We start from the raw sequence: 19,636 nt of genomic DNA on the forward strand, positions 1-19,636 counted from the left end.
GTATGTTAAATATTAATCATAAGTATTCCGGCCGCTTTCCCGTCCAAACCTAGCGATGGGAAACATGGTTGCGCTTTTTACGGGATTTTATTACTACAAAAACCACGAATGACCCAGCTGCCAGAATCAAAATCATAACAAAGGGTAGGTTGTTAATGATCACGCCTGTAGGAGTAATGGTCCTGTAGGTATTGGTAAATGCCGCACTGTTTTGATTTTCGCCAATCAGTTTGGTGCCAATACTGAGAGACGTATTATCGATTACATTGTTATATTGGACCGGACCTATCCCGTTTTCTACGACCATTGCGGATGCCGTATAATGTTCCACCGCACTTTCCACCGCGACATAGTCTGCACCAATGTGCAGATCAGTGAATACCAGCTTTTGATCGTGTTTTAAATTGACCGTCTCTGCGGCTCCCGACGTAAATTCAATATACGAATAACCTTCGCCATCGGTTTGTAAGTCCGAGGCATTGTTTTCTGATGTAACCACCTGATTGGATGAATTCAGAACATATGCCTTATATGTAACAGAGCCTTGAACAACGCCAGGCTGAGTCGCTGTTATCTGAAATGCAAAATATTTGGACCTATCAGCATAATCGCCGGAAACAGCTTTTCCTATGGTAAGAACATGGTTGTTCGGATCCGTAGGGTCAACGCCGCCTGCAGTTTTGGAATAGGTATTGGTAAAGATTATTTTACTGTAATTGCCGGTGATGTTAGGGTCACCTGGCTGCGGAGTCGGGTCCACCTTATCGCCGGGATCAGAGGTTTGGTTACCGCTGTCATTCACTGTAATACTTGAAGCGACAGCAGCCACGTACAGCCCGTTATCGCCATTTTTCACATAAACCGCAAGCGTATACTGAGCAGGAGAAAATACATACGTTTCATTTTCCCCGGGTGTATAGCCAGTCACACTCGGATTTTCCTGAATCGTGTATACGTATACGCCCGCATGAGGGAAGGAAACGCCGGAAAGCACATTCCCGGACTGCTTTAATATGGTCTTGGTGCCGGTAGAAACAGTGCCTGTATCGCTGGCTGAGAATGCAATTGTCGTTGGACCAACGGCCGGCATAGTGTCTAAATCAGCAGACGTTGTTCTATCATCAACGCTTACCGGTGAAAATTGAAAAGTAAAAACAGCATCAGGTGTTGTAGTCCCTGCCGGCATGATCAGATTTTTCGTAATCGCGGCCGTTGCAGGTTCGTCTTCTGTACCAAAGATCGGATTTCCGGCCGCAAATGCGGATGCGGCAGTCCCAATGCACATGACCACAGTAAGCGCCATGGCCGCTATCCTCCCTCGTAACTCATTCGATTTTTTTTTCATCGTTTTTCACTCCTTATTTGTTATTTCTTGTACTTTATATAAAAACACGGGGATGGCGGGGCAGAATTCTGACATTCTGCCGCCTGCCGTTCCACGTATGCTATATATTTCTCCGTCTGAGAATCGTCATCACTTTCCCCAGTGTGTCTTTTACCCTCACAGCCCCGTATATACGGCTGTCTGTGGCATTTCCCCTGCTGTCACCAAGAACGAATACTTCTCCTTCGCCTACAGTGAGCGGAAATTCTACGCCATCCTCATAACGCTGCGTCAGTGTATAGATTTCTGCTTCCTGCTGAAGCGCGCCATTGACCAGAAGCCCGTCTTCCGTGATATCCACGGTGTCACCTGCTGTGGCGATCACCCGGCGCACCTGTTTCTTTCCTTTAAACTCCAGAACAAGAGTGTCCTGGGCCACATAGCTTTTGTCCAGTCGGTAGAACATCACCAAATCTCCGTCTTTAACGGACGGAACCATGGATGCATCCGAATTGCGGCAAAGGCCAAACAGAAACGTAAACACCAAAAGGAATGCAAGGATAATTGCAGCAATTTTAATCAGAAGAAACAGGATTTCCTTTCCAAGCGAGGGTTCTGCCGAAAATTCATAATTATTTCCTGCTGCTTTGATTTCTTCTTGTTTTTGTATTTCCGTCATATCACAGACTCCTTTTCCTGCGGTAATTGATCATACCGACGCTCACCAGTACCATCAGCAGAAGCATGGAAAGCCCCAGAAGAGCCGGCCCCTGAATGTCTCCCATCAATACACCGGTCGGTACGGCAGAAATTCTTGTGTTGATGAAATCAAACGTTCTGTCTGCTCCTGCCAGACTGACCTCCCCGGTATCCGAACCGTTTGTGGTGTCTGTGGTAGTGGTGTCCGTAAAAGACACGCTGTAATTCGGATCGGCGGTTTCCACAATTTGGACACTGCCCTGGGGCACAGGATCTTTAATAGTAATCTGCTGGCCGTGTTTCAGAGTGAACGTGGCTTTTCCTTCCTCGTTAAGCGTCAGTGTTCCGTTGGCCGGTGACTCTGCTTCCGGACCGGATACGGTGCTGCCCGTATACAAAAGCTGGGTTCCGGCTGGAAGGGCGGCTCCGCTGTTGTCCCGGAAGTATATTGCAAACGAAAATTCCCTTGTTTTGTCGGCGTAGTCGCCTGCTACTCTTTTGGAAATGGTAACATTTACTTCACTCGGACCATTAATATGTATGGTTACCTGTTTCGTAACTGCCTGGGACTGACCATCCGGAGCATACGAATAGCTGACCGGTACGTCTTTTGGAACCGTTGCGGCAGTCGAGCCTGTAATTGCAGGAATCGCTTCATTGTCAATGGACGGCACCGCAGTGGTTCCATTGGCCAGAATCGCGGCAGCTTTGGTATATCCGCTGTCCAGAGCCGTCTGGCCGCCTATCTCCTGGGCCTGGGTCAGTGTCATCGTCCCATCGTTAGCATAGAGAGCATACTGCCGGTCCGCCGAAACAGCCGTCCCGTCTCTCACAACTGTCACACGGGCGTCGGTATGTATCTGACCCCCTGTAAGCGCCTCATCTCCCGCTGTATAGCTGACCGTATGGGACCGCCACGTCTGACCCTGCCCCAGAGATGCGCGGATCTCTTCAAGGAGCTGATCCGTTATATTGTTCTGGAAGAAAGGAGATCCGCTGGCCTGCGTATAGGAGATGACATCATCCGCACTGTTAATGGCCGCCGCCTCCGATTCCGTGATAATGACATCCCGGGCAGATACCTGGGTATCGCCCTGGGCAAACTGTGCTCTGATATCAAAGCTATAATCCTTGTCGTCACCGCTTGCTGTCCAGGTTTTTATCTGATTCACATCACCTGCATCAACGTGGTAATTATGCGGCGCTGAGGATATATACCGGTCAGAGCCGAAGATATCAACGCCTTCCACATGTTCTCCGCAGGCGGAATCCGGGATAAAGGAAAACACCGGATAGGGAACCGTCCCTGGTATCAAAGCACTTGGAAGAGCAATGGACCCTTTTACAGACGGCGTATCTGCCGGAACGGTACCATAAGCGCTTATAGACTGCCCGGAGGACGGCGCTGCTGTAGATACCGGAACATTATGGGAGACCTTGCCATATCCTTCCGTTACCTCCCAGTTATAGACCGAACCGAGAATTGCAACCGCATATCCATTATTTCCAGAGAAATGCGTATCACTGTCCCCGATGAACGTTTTTCCGGTGGATTCCTCAGAACCTCTGAAATTCACAGGGGTTATCCTGTCTTTTGCTTTTGCTTTATCCGGGTTTAAGGTAATGACGCGCCAGCCGCTGTTAACTCCGAACCAGTTCGTCTGCAGATTGCTGTCCGCACTTACATTCCCCACCTTCAGCCATGTCAGTGCGTTATTTTCGGTGGTTATGATATCCGTGAGAACGATCTGGTCTGCCTGACCGGTAGACTGGATATATACCTGGCCTTCACCTTCCACACGTGCTGTACCCGCAATGAAAGATGCACCGGCAGAGGCAATACCCAGGCCTGCACCTTCCATTCCTTCCCCGGCATGTAAGGTCACATCTCCAAAGCTATGATAGGACGTGCCGTGATTGGATACCGTGGCATTTAATCCGTTTTTAATATTACCGTTCTGTGCGACGAGCAAACGATTCCGGATATCCATGGAGGTAAAACCGATGATGCCGTTCGTGGATATTTGAATCCGATGAGGCAGACCGTCAAGGGTCTGGCCGGTTTCCCTGTCACCCAGGATATCATTGGTATCCGCAGACTGCGGTCCAACGTTTATTACTGCTTTTTTACCGGCTTGTTCACTTGCCGAGGCCACGGCATTTGTGATGTTCTCCGTTCCATTGCCGGCACAAAGTCCTGTAATGGTCCCCGCAGAAACCAGATTGACCTGTACATCTCTTCTTAAGGTTCCTCCGGAAAGATTAGAGTAATTCGTAGCATAAAGATTTCCGATGATGGCATTGGGTGCATTGACATTGATGATAATATGCCCGGCCCTTGTATTACCCGCACTGCCTGCATCAAGAGAACAATCTCCGTATATGTTAAGTCCGTTCAGTAAATCCGTCTGGGAATTGTCGGTCAGAACATTCAATGTAACCGTATTATTCGCATCCGAACCAAGATAAGAACCTGTACCAGCGTTTAGCCTTCGTCCGCCACTTATGCTGTCACCGGACTCAATGGAAAAACCATACTGGTTTCCGCGCAGGTCGATCGTAACACTTGCATTGCCGTAAATATACCCGGCATATGACGGGCCCGCAGAAAACCCCCGGAAAACGTCAGCACGCGCCGTCCCGGAAAAATTGCCTCCATGTACGACTATCGTCGAATCGCCGCTGATATAGTGGGTAGTCGAAGAACCATAGGTGCCTCCCATTGAAGCATTTATGTAAACATTTGGTTTATCAAAAACTTCGACGCTTACATTCCCATCCTGATACGAATCGTTCCAGCCGCCGCCGCTGAGAAACCAATCCACCTGTCCACCGTGCACTTCTGCGCGGCCATCCCCTACATGGATAAAGCTGTTGTAGCCGGTTCCCTCGCAGGTATCAACCACACCGCCATGATGAATCCGTACAGAATCCCCTACCTGCACCCCGCCGAAGCTGCCGCCGTAGGTCCAGCGGGCAAGAACATTCCTGGTAACCAGCGTAGTATCCCCCTTGATACAAAAACTGTTGTTGGAAGAGATAGTTCCTCCGCCTCCGACTAGATCAAACCCCGTATTGTATCCCTGGGTTCTATTGGTGGTGGAATAACTGTAACTGTTAGAGTTTCCCAGATAGGCTATTCCCTCTGTTCCAACCTCTGAATAAGCATTTCCTTCCATATATCCCCAGCCGGCACCGCGGAACCAATGCTCATTGTCTGCGCTGTAGCAAATGCTGCCAGAATATATTACATTTGTAATATTTCCATATAGCTGGTAACCGGAAGCAGCCTTAGCTGCAGCAAGGCCGGCCTCCACGTTTGTAACCTTTGCGGTGGAAGGATAATACGTGAACTGGCTCTGCCAGGCGCCCCCGATGGCCGCGTAGATACCCGCGCCTCCGGAAAATACACTGAGGGATCCCCGGTTGTCCGTACCTGCCTTTACAAGGTTGATAACATTACCTTTTACTATTCCGGACTGGTAGTTGGTACCGATATAACACGCTCTTCCATAGGTAAAATTACTGGTATCGAGATTGTTCTTGATGACGTAATCGCCCGTATCTAAAAGACCCGAAAGGTCGGAGGTATCCACAGCACTCCCCAGCGTGGCATCGCTTCCCACATTACCGTACAGGGAGCCTCCGACAAATCGGCTTGTTGCCGAAGCCCATAAATAGCCTGTGTCAGAGGATGAAAACCGGCCGTTCCCACTGATTTCATTGGTGATCGGACCTCCTACAGATCCATATTCCACCCCGCCAAGGAAGCGTTCCAATCCACCGCTTCCGGTGGCCATATTGCTGATGGTGCTGGTCACACTGCCGGTAATATTGGCAGGAGCACTGGCGGAAGTGCCCAGACCACCGCCCCGGATGCTGAAGGTATTGCCGCTGGTACCGAGAATTGTAACAGCAGCATTGCCATTTAAGGTACCTGTCCTCATACCGCCGATGAAGTAAGAGCTCCCGTTACCGGTAGAGTAAACCGTTATGGAGGCAGTTTCCTCATAAGGCGTAACAGACCCGGTGCTGCTTCCTCCAAAATAGCGGGTGGCTGTCGTCTGCCAGGAGTTTCCCCCCAGGATAAGGGCATACCCGTTCATATATACACCCTGTGTCCCGCTTTCGCCTGCATTGAACGTATGCCGGACATTGCGGAGAATGATGTTACAGCCAAAATATCTCTCACCAGTGCCTGAAATCGAGATGAGGCTGGCATCGGAGGGAGCAGAAGCCGCCGGCGTGTCCGTAACCGGATCCTCCTGATTCCCTGTCAGGACAAGAGTATTCAGCCTCCCACGCAAGGAGGCAAATGTGATATCCCCGGTACCGGTTGCCGAGGCGGTATTATTAAAAATATTACCCGGCAGACTCGTAATATTGGAACCAAGATACATGATATAATCGCATTCTGCCTGATTTCTCTGATATAGTCCAAGCAGTGCCGCGCGCAGGCCGCTTTCATTTGCAGTATATGCCTCATAATAGCCGCTTACAGGATCCCCGTCCGCTTCCATTACAACCAATTTGGCCGTGTCGCCGCTGGCAAGTATATTTCCTCCTAAAGGCAGATTTATAAATGCTTCTGAGGCAAAAGGAAACAGGTTGGCACCCCGGTGCAGGCCCGCATTGATATTCTCAGCCGCAGTATCAACATCCTCCATGATCACAACTGTTTCGCTGTAAGCAGCTGTAATTTCCTCGTCTATCTGTACTAATTTAAATTGATTGTCACCGGTAATTCCGGCCGTCGGCAGAAGATATTCTGTTTCTTCAATGGTCTCAGATGTTATTCCCACCACATAACTGCCGGGTTCCACGTTATCAAACTGATAGGTACCATCCGACATAGTTTTCGTATCCCGTATTGCCATGCTCTTATCATCCGCTGTATAAAGACTGACAGGATAACCAGCGATAGCATTTTCGCCATCATCCATCACACCGTCACCATTTTCATCCAGCCACAGCTTGCCGCTGATCCGATTGCCAGGGGAAAGTTCGTCTGTAGGTGCTACTGTTACGACAGCAACGGGACGTGCCTGTGCATAAACATAGGTTCCGATATCAGCAGTAAACAGATATGTTCCCGCCTCATCCTTGTGATATAACCCACTGATTCCCCATGTTACGGGTATGTTTACCGCAGAGCCGCCCTCCAGTGTTGCTGTCAGGGTTTCAGGCAATGGAATATCTGCACTTTCCGTACCTAATGGAACAATGATTTCTGTCACAGGCATGTCAAAGGACATAATTAATTCCTCTTCATTGTCATTCTGGGCAATACCTGTAACAGGCAGCAGTCCTACAATCAGCAACACTACCAGCAACAGCGAAAGGCCAATGTGCCAATTACATTTTTTTCTCATACTGTACCTCTGCTTCCAAAAATTTCATACGTTCATAACCCACCACGAAATATGATGAGCGCCTTTCCACTGATCTGTTTTTTACTTACAGCGCCATAGTTACGGGAGTCCAGTGAATCACTTCGGTGATCTCCCATAACGAAATACTGGCCTTCGTAAAGCATGAGCGGATAGCCTACTTTCGTCTTCCCATAAGACCTTTCATAGATATACGGCTCTCTTTGTACTTCTCCATTTAAGAGAAAAAGTCCGTTATCATCATCAAACCCCAGTACATCTCCGGATATGCCGCAGATACGTTTGACGTAATCTTTCCGTCCATTTGCCTTAATAAAAATAATATCTCCTCTTTCATAGGAACTTGAATGTTTCCAGAATACGATTACATCTCCATCATAAAGAGTCGGTTCCATCGAGGTCCCCGATACAACTGCAATGCCAAACAATGTATTAAAAATCACCGCTGCCGCCACCGCAGTCACAGTACATTTTATAAGTAAGAGCCAGAATGACTGGCTGCAGTAATTCGTTACTGCGGCATGTTTTGGCTGATAAATTTTTCCTGACCTTTCCATATTTGCACAAACCCACTTCCTGCTGCATGTAGATTTTGGTTATTTCCCTTATTTCGATTAACAATTTCTCTCAAAATTACTTTATCCCATTTTACTCAATTTGTATTGATTAATGTATAAACAGCTGTCTTTTTGCTCCAAACTACACCACTGTTCTATCGTAACTTTCTACTGGTAATGCCTTGAAAACACGCATTGGTGGCTCCTTTTTAAACTATTTAAAATTAACTTAACTTAGCAAGTATAATTTAGAAAGCCAGTACTTTTCCATTTCTGACATCAACTGTCTTCATATAAATTTCCTTACCATATTCTGACCCTTTCTTCTATAAAATTCTTATCTTAATCTTGCAAAACATTAAAGAAAACCTCATATTTATATCTGACACATTTTATCAGAAATCAAACCAAAAAGAGGTATTACGCATCTAATTAGGTATTTAATGAACTGAATTTCATATTAACCAAATCACTTCGCCAAAATTGGGGGTTACGTACTTCAGGTAAAAATGTCAGAATACCAAGGATAAAAAACCAGAATATTTATTACCAGACTTTTGATTAGAAATCAGCAAATAAACCGGTGCCAGGATTTGTGTCCTGGCACCGGTTTTCTTTGAACGTTAATATTTATATAATTTTTGACATCAGCAAAGCCTGTCTCCGGCATTATACCTTAGCCTTTAAAATCTTCTGTATATTTTTATAAAGCAGTTCTCCCAAGGTTCCTGGACATTTCATCGAGATAAGCCAGCCATAAGTCCGGGCTGAAATCCAGTAACTTCATGGTGTTTCCTGATGCTTCCCTGCTTAAAATATCATTGAACAGATTCGTTTCAAAGCAATGGATTTTTTCCGTCTTATAATCATGATCAATTATGTAAATCAGATTTAGTCCCTGCAAACAGAAGATTGCCGCTTTCGGCCGCTCACTGTTAATAATCCTGACTTTGTCAGAGCTTTTATCACTAATAAAGGTGTTAAACCTTTGCAGGTACGGGATACGTTTCTCGGGAGGAAAGTCGATGGCACCAAAAAGGGGTACAATGGCTTTTCCTGTAGAACAAAAGCCAAGCATCGCATCAACCGTCACGAAAAAAGTGGTTTCCTTATCCAGAATTTTATGAAAAAGTTCCAGAATGGCTCTTTTTGAGACCTCCCTGCCATTTACAGGCTCTAAGTCCTTTTCTTCTACTAAATAACCGATGGATATAAAATTATATACGGCATCTACATGCCTGCCCATCTGCCTGGGCAGAATCGTTGGGTCTGCTTCTAAAGCCGCTGATGCCTCCCTTCCGCTATAGCTTATTTTCTTGGCGTCCTTTTTTACAAGTGAATTAAAGAATACATTTATATAGCCTTTATGACTGACAAAGGTCATAAGAGGCATCCCATCCAGCTGCAGGCTGAAGAGCAGAAGAAATTGTCCCTTCAAAAGCAAAAAGGTGTGATTCATTTCCTTTGTGGCTTTCCATAAATTCAAATCCACATACTTCTGTGCCTCGACAATGGCGGAGAGAAGGTCCGTATTATTATCGCTGGCTGACGCCTCAATAGCGGACATATCAAAAAAGTGGTTAAAGGCAGCTCTTTCCCGCTTCTGTGAGCTTGATATTTTTATCCTTTGGAAAATATCGGAATAAGACTGGTCAAAAAAAGGGATGGTACTGTAAAACTCCAGGGGGATATCATGATTGACCAAAATATGATCGGAAACAAGCACACAGAACATGTTCAGGATGGTCTTTTTTCCCAAAAAGCTGGCCTCCCTGTCAGGATAGCCCATATTTCCATTGTTCTCTTCATCAAAATCTTTATCAAAAGCATATTCTATGGCATAGGCCAGAAACATTTCCAGTTCATATCTGGAACTGAAATCATAAAGGACCGGAAAGATGTGCATAAATTTTAAATAACAGCCGTGGCCATACAGAACCTCGGCAAAATAGGCGGCAGCCTGCCTGCTGAATGCCCTCTTTTCCTTTAAAAAAGGCAGCCTGCCTCCTTTTAGGATCTTACTTAATCCACTAGGAGTCATATTCATGCTGATTGCAAAGTCTGTTTTCGGCGTCTGTGCAATATCGATCAGCTCTTCCAGCAATTTACCGGTTTTCATCTCTTGCTCCCCCACTATTTCCTGTTTTGCAAAATATTGTAACACGGTTTTTTCCTTTTGTCTATTTCAGTGTGACGTTTTCATCCTCTCTTTTCTTTTCCTGGAAAATATTGTTACATATTTTTTCTTTCCTGTCTATTTTCCCGTAACTTTTTATCCAAACTTTCAAGCATCAGGAAAAACCTACCTATATAATCTTTGTAGGATTCTTTACGCTGAGGCGGGAACCTTAGGCGGAGGAATTACTTCAAATATAAGGCCGTCATTCTCAGGCGTACGCTTGAAAAACAGATGAAAGGCAGTAACAAGAGGAGGAATGAGATTGAAAATAAGGAAACATAGACGGCTGGTAAGCTGGCTGCTGGTATTGATGCTCGCGTTAAACATGTTTTCGCCGCTCAACAATGTATGGGCCGAAGGGCTGGGAACATCTGGTGAAGACGTAATCAACGTGAACACAGGAACCCCTTCCAATGCGGACCGGGATCCGGTGGTCAACGATCATGAAAAAACTGATGATCCCACGGGAACTCCTTCCAATGCAGACAGGGATCCAACGGATTCTGGTAAAGGCGGTACATCAGGCGCACCAAAGGCGACACCTTCCAGCGTAAGTCTTCTGCCGGTGGCATTCAGTTCAGAGGATAAAACAAGTGCACTCATGGAACTGAAAAAGACCATCAAGCAAAACGGAAAAATAATCAACGAAGGGGAAACTTTAACAAGCACGGATACTATTTCTGTGGAAGTCTCCTTTCGAGTACCGGTGGATGGGGATGACTTCAGCGGCATAACCCCTGCTCCCACCACAGTACAATTGGGCGACACAGCGATTTTTGAGCTGAGCAATGCCTTTAAGCTGGTCTCCGGCACAAATATTGATTTAAGAAGTGAAAATAACACTTTGGTCGGCCATGTGACCTTTTTCACTGATTCAGGTACAATGTATGCCCAGGTTGACTTTGATGGAAACCCGGATGTCTTCAATGAAGTGTTTAATAATGTACGCTGTAAGTTCAGCGCAACTTTAAAGTATGATTCCAGCGGCTCTGCCGGCAGTGAAGGAGATCATCTCATAACCATTTTAGACAAAACCTACACCGTTACGGTACCTCCGGTTGAGACCATTTATAATGTGTTAAAATCAGGAGAAGTTGATCTGACAAGTAAAAGCATTGAATGGACGGTAAATATTTCCGCAGCCAAATCAGGCGAAGGCATTGATTTAGAGGGCTATAAATTTTCTGATGATTTAACAAGCGTAGGAGAATATATCCCAGGCTCATTTATGGTAGATAATACCGGTGTTACTCCTGCGGAGAATGGCAAGGTCATCAGTTATACCTTTCCTGCGGGTTCAACAAGCCCCAAAAAGGTGACCTTCAAAACCGAAATACCCGATGCTTCCTACTATTCCTCTTCCAGACAGACAATCGGTAACAAAGCACAGCTTCTGGATAAAGAGGATACATTAAAAAAGGAAGGACAATTTACAGTTTCATGGACTCCGAAATGGATTGAGAAGTCTGGCGAATCAAGTGACAAGGGCAGTACAGGTATTTATGATCCTACAAACCGCACGATCACCTGGTCCATAACTGCTAACCACAATGGAGCAAAGCTTGACAATGCTGTTATCACTGATGTACTTCCTTCCGGTTTACAGTTTTTATCTGCAAAATGGCAGACATGGAACGGTACCGTTTGGGTCAATGATGTAAATCTTCCTGATCCTGGAGCAAGCGGTGAATACGTCATAGGTGATATAAACTCCCAAATTAAACTTACCATCGTAACGAAAGTACTGGACACAAACCTTACTACCGGAGTAACCACCTTTACTAACTCTGCAAACATCAAATGGGATGGTCTGACAGGCCCCGGCTATGGCTCGGGCAATGTTGGTGTCGGTATCGGGTATAATGCCATTAAGAAGGAAGGCACTGCCAATCCGTCCACCGGTGAGGTCACCTGGAAGGTTACCGTTGATCCAAGGGAACAGATAATACCTGATCCCAAGGTATACGACCTTCTTGTTTATGGAAACAGCTCAAGTGGATTTGATCTCTCATCTGCTACGGGGATTCCTGCTGGAATTACTCCCGGCGATTTAACGGCGCGTTATGGCCAAAAGTATATAGAAAACAGCTTTTCAGGATCGGGTCTCACTCTGACCGTGCACCAGATTGATCAGGGCGGCGTTCCGGTAGCCGACTTATTAGAAATCACCGGTTTTCTCACCGGCGCTGGTTCCGGTGCCAGCACCTTTACTTTTAAAAGTCAGGTTTTAGACCCGGAAATATTTGCAACAAACCAATCGTCAACCGTTTATAATACCGCCTCTCTCTTCAGCTCCAACGCAAAGCTGAATGAAGCAACGGCAACCCCCGGCTATCAAAGCAAGATGCTCTCCAAGGAGATGTTAAAGCGTGAAGCCATGGCTGATCCTGCCGCCGGAGTCAACAACCGCACCACTAACGCTTCGGAAGGATTTGATTATCAAGACAAATCCGTGATTTTCCGCTTAAGCGTCAACGCAAACGGCATGGATCTGACCAACATGGTAAATGCAGCCGGAGAGATAATGGGAACGGCAACCGTTACCGATACTTTACCCACTGGCTGGGTGTTCGATAAAATAGACGGATCGGATTACCTGATTTTTGAAGGAACCAATTACCCTGACGGAAGCGGAAGTGTTCAGGCGGCAGGCTCTGCACCGGTAACAGTCACAGGTCTTACTTCCAGTTTCAGCGGAGGAACAGCCACGTTTACGTTTAATCCCCTTGATAAGCCATATGTGATTCTGGTCAAGGCAAGGCCAACCAGCGAAACGGCTGCCGGATACTTTGACACCAATAAGGCAACGAATGTAACTAATAATCTAAGCCTGAAGACCGACAAATCCCCGGAAGTGCCCAGTTCTCAGAAAGTTACCATTAACAGCCAGATTCTTGAGAAATCCAATACCCTTCCCAAAGCCGGGGAGCTGAAATGGACCGTGTATTACAAGCCTTATAATCTTCCGCAGACAGGTTCCGTACTAAAAGATACGCTGCCAACCGGAATCGATTTACGAACCAACGCCAGCGGAGCTCTGCTCTTAACCGGCGGAAACATTACGGTTAATGAGATGACCCTGAATGCTGACGGCACCTATGCCTCAGGAGATGAAGTCACCTTAATACCGGGGGAAAATATTTCCTACGATAACACAACCAGGATTTTGAGCTTCATGATTCCTGACAGCAAAAAAGCATACTGCTTCAGCTATATTACGGATATTACAGGAGAACCTGGTTCCGTATCCAATAAGGTATCCTTATATGGAGACAGCACCAAACAGGAAGAAACAAGTAAGCCCTATTCCATTACTGCTGCTGACGGCGGTGCCAGCATGCAAAGAAATGGTTATATCACCATAACAAAAACTGATGGATCAGGCGTACGTCTTCCAGGTGCTGAATTTACACTTTTTGCCTTAGACGGCGTGACTGTCATAAAAAAAGGAATCACTGCCAATGACGGAACACTTAAGCTCAAGGTCATTCCTGATGGAGAATACATACTTCTGGAGACTGCAGCACCAGCAGGCTACAATCTGGAGGGAATCAAGCATACTCTGTCAGTTACGACCACCGGTGAAACAGTCATTACCTCCATTGATGGCAAATCCGGAGCAAATGCAAATACTATCACGGTTAAAAACTTCCATGATAATACGGTGGGAAGCCTGACCATTAAAAAAACAGTGGACGGAAACGGTGGAGAGACCAATAAGAAATTTAATTTCACACTGACCTTAAGTGATATATCCGGTACCTATCCTTACATCGGAATCGGAGTTCCAAATGGATCCATCAAGAGCGGGGATACCATATCTCTGGCCCATAACCAAAGCATCACCATTCTGGAACTGCCAAAGGATACGGCCTATGCGGTAACGGAAGAAGATTATTCCAGTGATGGATATCAGAGTTTCAGTAACGGCGAATCCGGCACCATTGCAGCCGATGAGGTGAAGATTGCCGAATTTATTAACACAAATTTCTTGCCAGGAAGCCTGACCATCAAAAAAACCGTTGCCGGAAACAGCGGTGAAGCCAATAAGAAGTTTAATTTCACTGTTACTTTTAAAGCAGATGGCACCTATTCCTACAAAGGAAACGGGGTTCCTGACGGAACAATTAAGAGCGGGGATACCATTTCTCTCGCGGATGGGCAGAGCATCACCATCACCGGACTTCCAAAAGATATTACCTACGAGGTAATTGAAGAAGACTATTCCAATAACGGATTTTCCACTGCCTCTACAGGCTCGTCCGGCACCATTCGGACAGATGAGGAACAAATAGCCTCCTTCATCAACACGAAGATTATGCCAGGAAGCCTGACCATCAGCAAAACAGTTGCGGGAAGTGGAGCCGACACCAAAAAGAAGTTTGATTTTACAGTGACCTTTAAAGCAGGCGGTACCTATTCCTATACGGGAAAAGGTGTTTCCAACGGAACCATCAAGAGCGGCGATAAGATTTCTCTCGCAGATGGGGAAAGCATCACCATCACCGGACTGCCTGACGGAACCGAATATCAGGTGACAGAGGCAAACTATTCCTCTGAAAGATACACGACCACCAATACAGGAGACACAGGCACTATCCGCACCCTTGTATCATCAACCGCTGCATTTACAAACACATACCGCAAACCCACCAGCTCAGGCGGCGGTGGCGGCGGTGGCGGCAATCCAAAGGTGCCTGCCAAGCCTAACACACCGACAACACCTGCTGCTCCTGTTCCGGCAGATCCCACAGTCAACGTAGACGGCAGTACACCTACCGGCAACATGGAAGGCAAAACCCCCGACGAATTGGTTGACATCAACGGCAATATTCCTACCGGAACCAGATACGGAAGAAATGGTCTGCCAAAAACCGGCGACAACGTATCCGGCGATATGGTTATTTACGGCCTGCTTTGCATCTCGGCACTTTTAGGCATGGCAGCATCTGCAAACATACTGCTGAGAAAATATACTAACAAATAATTGCTGAATCATTTGTAATAAAGTAATCTGTACTGCAAGATTCAAAAACAGAATATGAAACAGATAGGGATGCCGCAAAACAACTCACGTTAATTTTGCGGCATCCCCGTTTTTTGCAAAAAGAAAGAGCACATATCAAATCAACGGCATGCGTCTTATCTTCACTTCTGCTGCTGAAGATATTTACTGATCGTCCTCTGGAATATTTTCATACTGCTGTCAACATTTTTATTTTCCTGCAAAATCTTTGATACCTCCCCATCAGCCAGATTCATGACCTGCTGATACTGCAATAACTTAGGCTCAATAATGCCCTCCTCAATGACATTATACAGCAGCGTGCTGCTGATGACCTGCTCTCCCTCATCCATATCTTCCTGAATGATATTCGCTCCTTCCTTAGAAGAAGCTACGCTCTTTAAGGCCGGGACCCCCTGGGAATACAGGTACACATCCATCTGCATCTCTTCCGTATAGGTAAGCTGTTTTAAGAATTCCCATGCCAATTTTTCATGCTTTGTCCTGCTGTTGATCCCCATCAAAAGGGCATCTACCTTTGATATGTTTTCTCCTTCCCTGCCCGCCGGGAAGGTGATGCAGTCCCACTGGAATCTGGTGTACTTCTTGATCCGGTAGGGATAGGTCTTGTAGGTGCGGTATTCTGCAAAGGTCAGTGGCATAAACGCTACCCTTCCCTCATTAAAATCTTCCTGGGTGACGCTCTGCCCCTGGTTTAAGTCGTTCAGCCGTTTGATATATTTGATTGCGTCCAGCACCCGGCCATCTGTAAAGGACAGCTGGTCCTGGCTCTCATCATACAGCTTTCCCCCGCTGGTATAAAATGCATCCCGCCAGCTGTAATTATAAGTACCGAACTGGTCCAAAAGCCCGTCCTTATCCGTGTCCTTTGTCACCCTCCTGCATATCCCGTACATATCCTCCCAGGTCCAGTCTTCCCTTGGCATCTGGATCATCTCCTTTGCCAGGAGAGACTTGTTTACAAACATGAGCGTGGGAACTGTTTCGTAGGGGAGGGCATACTGGCGTCCATTGCGCCGGCCCGTATTTAAGGCCGTGGTGAAAAAATCCTCTTTATGAAATGTGTTGTCCCCATTCATCAGATCATCCAGATCCTTCATGACTCCCAGGGAGGTAAACTTGTCAAAGTCTGAATCCAGAATCATGAACACATCCGGCATCTCCCCTTCCAACAGCTTGCGGGCGCACCATTCCGAATAATCCTCCTTTGCGATTCCACTGTAATAATGGATCTTCACATTCGGGTGTGACTCCTCAAATCGTCTGACCGCCTTGTCTATGATCTTAAAGCTGTTGGCACTGGCCACATCCCAGTTGCTCCCTGTGAACATGCCGAATTCAAGGATGATTTCCCTATGCTGACCGCGGTAAATCAAGGCCGCTGTAATCAGTGCCGCTATCATGGTACTGATGCAAAGGCGCTTTCTCCACTTCCCCATTGCTGCTTCCCCTTTGTTGTTCTATTTTACTTTCTAAGTTTCTATCCGCTTTCTTACATTGGTCTGGACAGCCCAGATGGCCAGCTGTGTACGGTCCCTAAAATCCAGCTTATTCAAAATCGTGCTTAAGTAATTGCGGACCGTTCCCTCGGAAAGGTTTAAGGTTTTTGCAATTTCCTTGTTGCTGGCCCCCTTCTCCACCTGGGCGATGATCTTCCATTCCGTCCTGGTCAGTTCATCCATGTTCTTCTCCCGGACAGATATGGTATCATCCGCCTGGGCCATCTGTGAAAAGAAACGCAGCACCTTTGCCGCTATATCCGGATTGATCATTGCCCATCCATTGTAAACCGTTGTGATGGCTCCTACTAACTCATCCATGGAAACACCCTTTAACATGTACCCGCTTGCCCCGTATTTCAGCGCGTTATACACGTATTCATCATCGTCAAAAGTGGTCAGTATGATGATCTTGATCTGTGGATAGCTTTCCTTTATGATCTTCGTGCACTGAACTCCGTCCATCTTTGGCATCCTCACATCCATTAAAATCACATCCGGCACGTTCTTTCTCACGCACCGGATCACCTCCTGGCCGTCTGCAGCCACATCGGTCACCGTCATGTCCTGCCTGCTGTTTAATACGATCTGCAGGCTCTGACGGATTAATTCCTGATCATCCGCGATCAATACTTTAATCATAAGTCTCTCCCCTCCGAATCGGTATTCTTGCATTGACAATAAACCCATTGCTTCCATCAAACGTCACAACTCCGCTCAACATCCTGATCCGCTCTTTCATATGCTTTGTGCCGAAGCCGTTTTTCATTTCCTCGCAGCCGATCCCGTTGTCCTTAATCTGAACCAGGATGTCCTGATTTTCTCTTTTCACAGTGATCCAGATTTCCCTGGCATGTCCGTGGCGGATGGCATTGGTGATCCCTTCCTGAACGACACGGTAGATGGCATTTTCCTCATCTTCATCAAACTTTAAATTCTGGACCCTGCAATCAAAATAGATCCTGGTTTCTGATACAGCATTAATATCCGTGACCATTTTGTTAATGGCATATTCCAGGCTGAAACGCTCCAGGGCATCCGGCCTTAATTCGCTGACCGAGCGGCGGATATCCTTTATCCCATCCCTGGTGACCATGGAGATCAGCTCCAGCTGCTTTTTCGTCTGCTCCGGGGAAGTTCCGATGATGGCAAGGCAGGCATCGATCCCTGCTGCAATCCCGGTCAGGGTATGGCCCAGGGTGTCATGAATCTCCCGTGCCAGGCGGTTCCTTTCCCTTGTCTCAGCCATTTTTTCAGCCATAAGGGAATATTTTTGCAGCTGCTCATTGACCTCCTGCAGCTTTTCATTGAGTCCGTGGATCTCATCTAAATTTCCCTGCTGTTCGTTGATGATATTGACACAGTACACAACAAACACAATGACATTTAAGGATATTAAAATATTGTATACACTTAAAAGGTACTGCTGCACCGATACGCTGTAATAAGAGATATAATCCTGGATGGAATAGAGGCGGTAGGAAATGGACAAAAGCTCATAATCAGCCAATATGAAGCTTCCGATTGCAACAGCGGCCAGGATATATCTGGATTTTCCATTCTTCACATACATGATGACATTGGAAAACACCAGCAGCAGGATTCCGTTATAATTGAAATTTAAAAGGATGATGATTATAAAACATATGATAAAATCCGCCACCAGGCTGGTGAGTATGACCTTGCTGTTATTGGGAAACAAACGGTCCCGGATCACCATGCTTAAGGTAAGCAATACCAAAAGAAGGGCGCAGAGCCAGATTTTTGCGTAAGGATACCACACAATCGCCTGGATCCCGTTTAAAAATTCCCTTGCAGCGTACACCCTGCGGATTTTTTCAATTGTACAGTAAATAAATATGCTGATCCCCATGACCGAGATCATGTTCAGGGCCAGAATCCCCACCTGGAGGAGGCCGATCCGGCTGTTGTATTTTTTTGCTTCCATCTCTTCTACCTACTGCCAACCGTCAATTTCGTAATTATCAAGACTGTCCTTTGTGATCAGGGTACTGGGCAGGCTTATGTATTTATCCACCGGCTCTCCTGCCAGATACCGGTATGCTGTTTCTGCCGCAACCCTGCCAATGGACTTAGGACTTTGGGCGCTGGTCCCGGTTACATAGCCCATATCCAGGATTGCTTTAAAATCAGGTGAACCGTCGATCCCGTAGATCAGGATCCCTTCCTCTCTTTTGGCCTGCTGCAAAGCCGCCAGGGCCCCCAGGGCCGTAGGATCATTGCCGCCAAGGATCACATCAAAATCAATGTTTTTTCTTAAAATCTCCTCCATTACCTTGGAAGACACTTCAATTTCCCCGCCGGCCGCATGGCGGTACACCACCCGGTAATTCTCGTTGCCTGCAATGGCGTCGGTAAACCCCTGGGAACGGTAGGTGATGGACATCTGTATGGGGTTGTCCAGAATTATGATGTTGGCGGATTTCTTCCGCTTCATCATATCCAGGGCACAAAGCTGACCTGCCTGATAATTATCCGTCTCTATGATGGATATGACAGAATCCCTGTCCTTTACCACGGTATCCACATTGATGACGGCAACTCCAGCCTCTTTGCACGCATCAAGGGCAGGGGAAACAGCCTCCCAGTCCACCGGATTTAAAAACAGCATGCAGATTCCTTCATGAATCAATTCCATTATCTGCTCATTCTGTTTCTCCTGGTCCTGCAGCGGATCCCTGGTGAGAAGAATATCCCCATTGGCCTCAACCACCTCTTCGATCCCCTGGTTTAAAACGTCAAAGTAGGGGTTGTTCCTGGTCATATAGGTCGCCCCAAAAAGGAGAGCCTCGTGTTGCTTTGGTTCCCCCTCATTTCTTCTGCAGCCGGGTAAGAGGGCCAATATTCCAATGACCAGAACGAATAATCCTGTCCTCACCTTCATGTGTTTCACTCCCTAATATGGTCTATTTATTGTACCGAAGTGCAGCGAACGAATCCT

At 46.6% G+C, this 19,636-nt stretch carries 10 protein-coding genes; 1 reads left to right on the plus strand and 9 read right to left on the minus strand.

Annotated features, from left to right (window positions below; all coding sequences use genetic code 11):
* Window positions 1-49 precede the first annotated feature (49 nt).
* The 5 genes from AC27IJ_RS02285 to AC27IJ_RS02305 form a co-directional block, all read right to left on the minus strand.
* Window positions 50-1,345, minus strand: coding sequence for a DUF7601 domain-containing protein (locus AC27IJ_RS02285; RefSeq protein WP_312446444.1), 1,296 nt, complete (start codon window positions 1,343-1,345; stop codon window positions 50-52).
* 100 nt (window positions 1,346-1,445) lie between these two features.
* Entirely contained in the window at window positions 1,446-2,003 is a 558-nt protein-coding gene (gene lepB / locus AC27IJ_RS02290; protein WP_312446442.1) for a signal peptidase I, read from the minus strand.
* A gap of 1 nt (window position 2,004) precedes the next feature.
* Window positions 2,005-7,395: a DUF7601 domain-containing protein gene (locus tag AC27IJ_RS02295; RefSeq protein WP_487147319.1), complete on the minus strand. Its 5,391-nt coding sequence runs from the start codon at window positions 7,393-7,395 to the stop codon at window positions 2,005-2,007.
* Window positions 7,396-7,427: 32 nt separating this feature from the next.
* Window positions 7,428-7,970 carry a signal peptidase I gene (gene lepB / locus AC27IJ_RS02300; RefSeq protein WP_312446438.1) on the minus strand — a complete coding sequence of 181 codons (543 nt, stop codon included), beginning with the start codon at window positions 7,968-7,970 and terminating at the stop codon, window positions 7,428-7,430.
* Between the two features lie 703 nt (window positions 7,971-8,673).
* Entirely contained in the window at window positions 8,674-10,089 is a 1,416-nt protein-coding gene (locus AC27IJ_RS02305) for a hypothetical protein (protein WP_487147320.1), read from the minus strand.
* Between the two features lie 322 nt (window positions 10,090-10,411).
* On the opposite strand from AC27IJ_RS02305, the gene AC27IJ_RS02310 reads away from it, so the two are divergent.
* Complete coding sequence (locus AC27IJ_RS02310) at window positions 10,412-15,136, plus strand: DUF7601 domain-containing protein (RefSeq protein WP_487147321.1); 4,725 nt, start codon at window positions 10,412-10,414, stop codon at window positions 15,134-15,136.
* 161 nt (window positions 15,137-15,297) lie between these two features.
* On the opposite strand, the gene AC27IJ_RS02315 is transcribed toward AC27IJ_RS02310, so the two are convergent.
* The 4 genes from AC27IJ_RS02315 to AC27IJ_RS02330 form a co-directional block, all read right to left on the minus strand.
* The gene (locus AC27IJ_RS02315) at window positions 15,298-16,578 is read right to left on the minus strand and encodes an ABC transporter substrate-binding protein (protein ID WP_487147363.1); all 1,281 of its coding nucleotides are present in this window, start codon (window positions 16,576-16,578) and stop codon (window positions 15,298-15,300) included.
* 69 nt (window positions 16,579-16,647) lie between these two features.
* Complete coding sequence (locus AC27IJ_RS02320) at window positions 16,648-17,316, minus strand: response regulator transcription factor (protein WP_313256573.1); 669 nt, start codon at window positions 17,314-17,316, stop codon at window positions 16,648-16,650.
* On the minus strand, window positions 17,309-18,622 hold the full coding sequence (locus tag AC27IJ_RS02325) for a sensor histidine kinase (RefSeq protein ID WP_312446430.1): 1,314 nt from the start codon (window positions 18,620-18,622) through the stop codon (window positions 17,309-17,311). The genes AC27IJ_RS02320 and AC27IJ_RS02325 overlap by 8 nt, the downstream gene beginning before the upstream one ends.
* A gap of 9 nt (window positions 18,623-18,631) precedes the next feature.
* Complete coding sequence (locus AC27IJ_RS02330) at window positions 18,632-19,579, minus strand: sugar ABC transporter substrate-binding protein (RefSeq protein ID WP_312446429.1); 948 nt, start codon at window positions 19,577-19,579, stop codon at window positions 18,632-18,634.
* Window positions 19,580-19,636 lie beyond the last annotated feature (57 nt).

The organism is Lacrimispora sp. YZC11 (assembly GCF_057543815.1).

What these genes read in the sequence shown, in the direction of transcription:
- AC27IJ_RS02305 (WP_487147320.1), bottom strand. Translation starts at nt 10,089, where the DNA reads ATGAAAACCGGTAAATTGCTGGAAGAGCTGATCGATATTGCACAGACG.
- AC27IJ_RS02325 (WP_312446430.1), bottom strand. Translation starts at nt 18,622, where the DNA reads ATGGAAGCAAAAAAATACAACAGCCGGATCGGCCTCCTCCAGGTGGGG.
- lepB (WP_312446438.1), bottom strand. Translation starts at nt 7,970, where the DNA reads ATGGAAAGGTCAGGAAAAATTTATCAGCCAAAACATGCCGCAGTAACG.
- lepB (WP_312446442.1), bottom strand. Translation starts at nt 2,003, where the DNA reads ATGACGGAAATACAAAAACAAGAAGAAATCAAAGCAGCAGGAAATAAT.
- AC27IJ_RS02285 (WP_312446444.1), bottom strand. Translation starts at nt 1,345, where the DNA reads ATGAAAAAAAAATCGAATGAGTTACGAGGGAGGATAGCGGCCATGGCG.
- AC27IJ_RS02315 (WP_487147363.1), bottom strand. Translation starts at nt 16,578, where the DNA reads ATGATAGCGGCACTGATTACAGCGGCCTTGATTTACCGCGGTCAGCAT.
- AC27IJ_RS02295 (WP_487147319.1), bottom strand. Translation starts at nt 7,395, where the DNA reads ATGAGAAAAAAATGTAATTGGCACATTGGCCTTTCGCTGTTGCTGGTA.
- AC27IJ_RS02320 (WP_313256573.1), bottom strand. Translation starts at nt 17,316, where the DNA reads ATGATTAAAGTATTGATCGCGGATGATCAGGAATTAATCCGTCAGAGC.
- AC27IJ_RS02330 (WP_312446429.1), bottom strand. Translation starts at nt 19,579, where the DNA reads ATGAAGGTGAGGACAGGATTATTCGTTCTGGTCATTGGAATATTGGCC.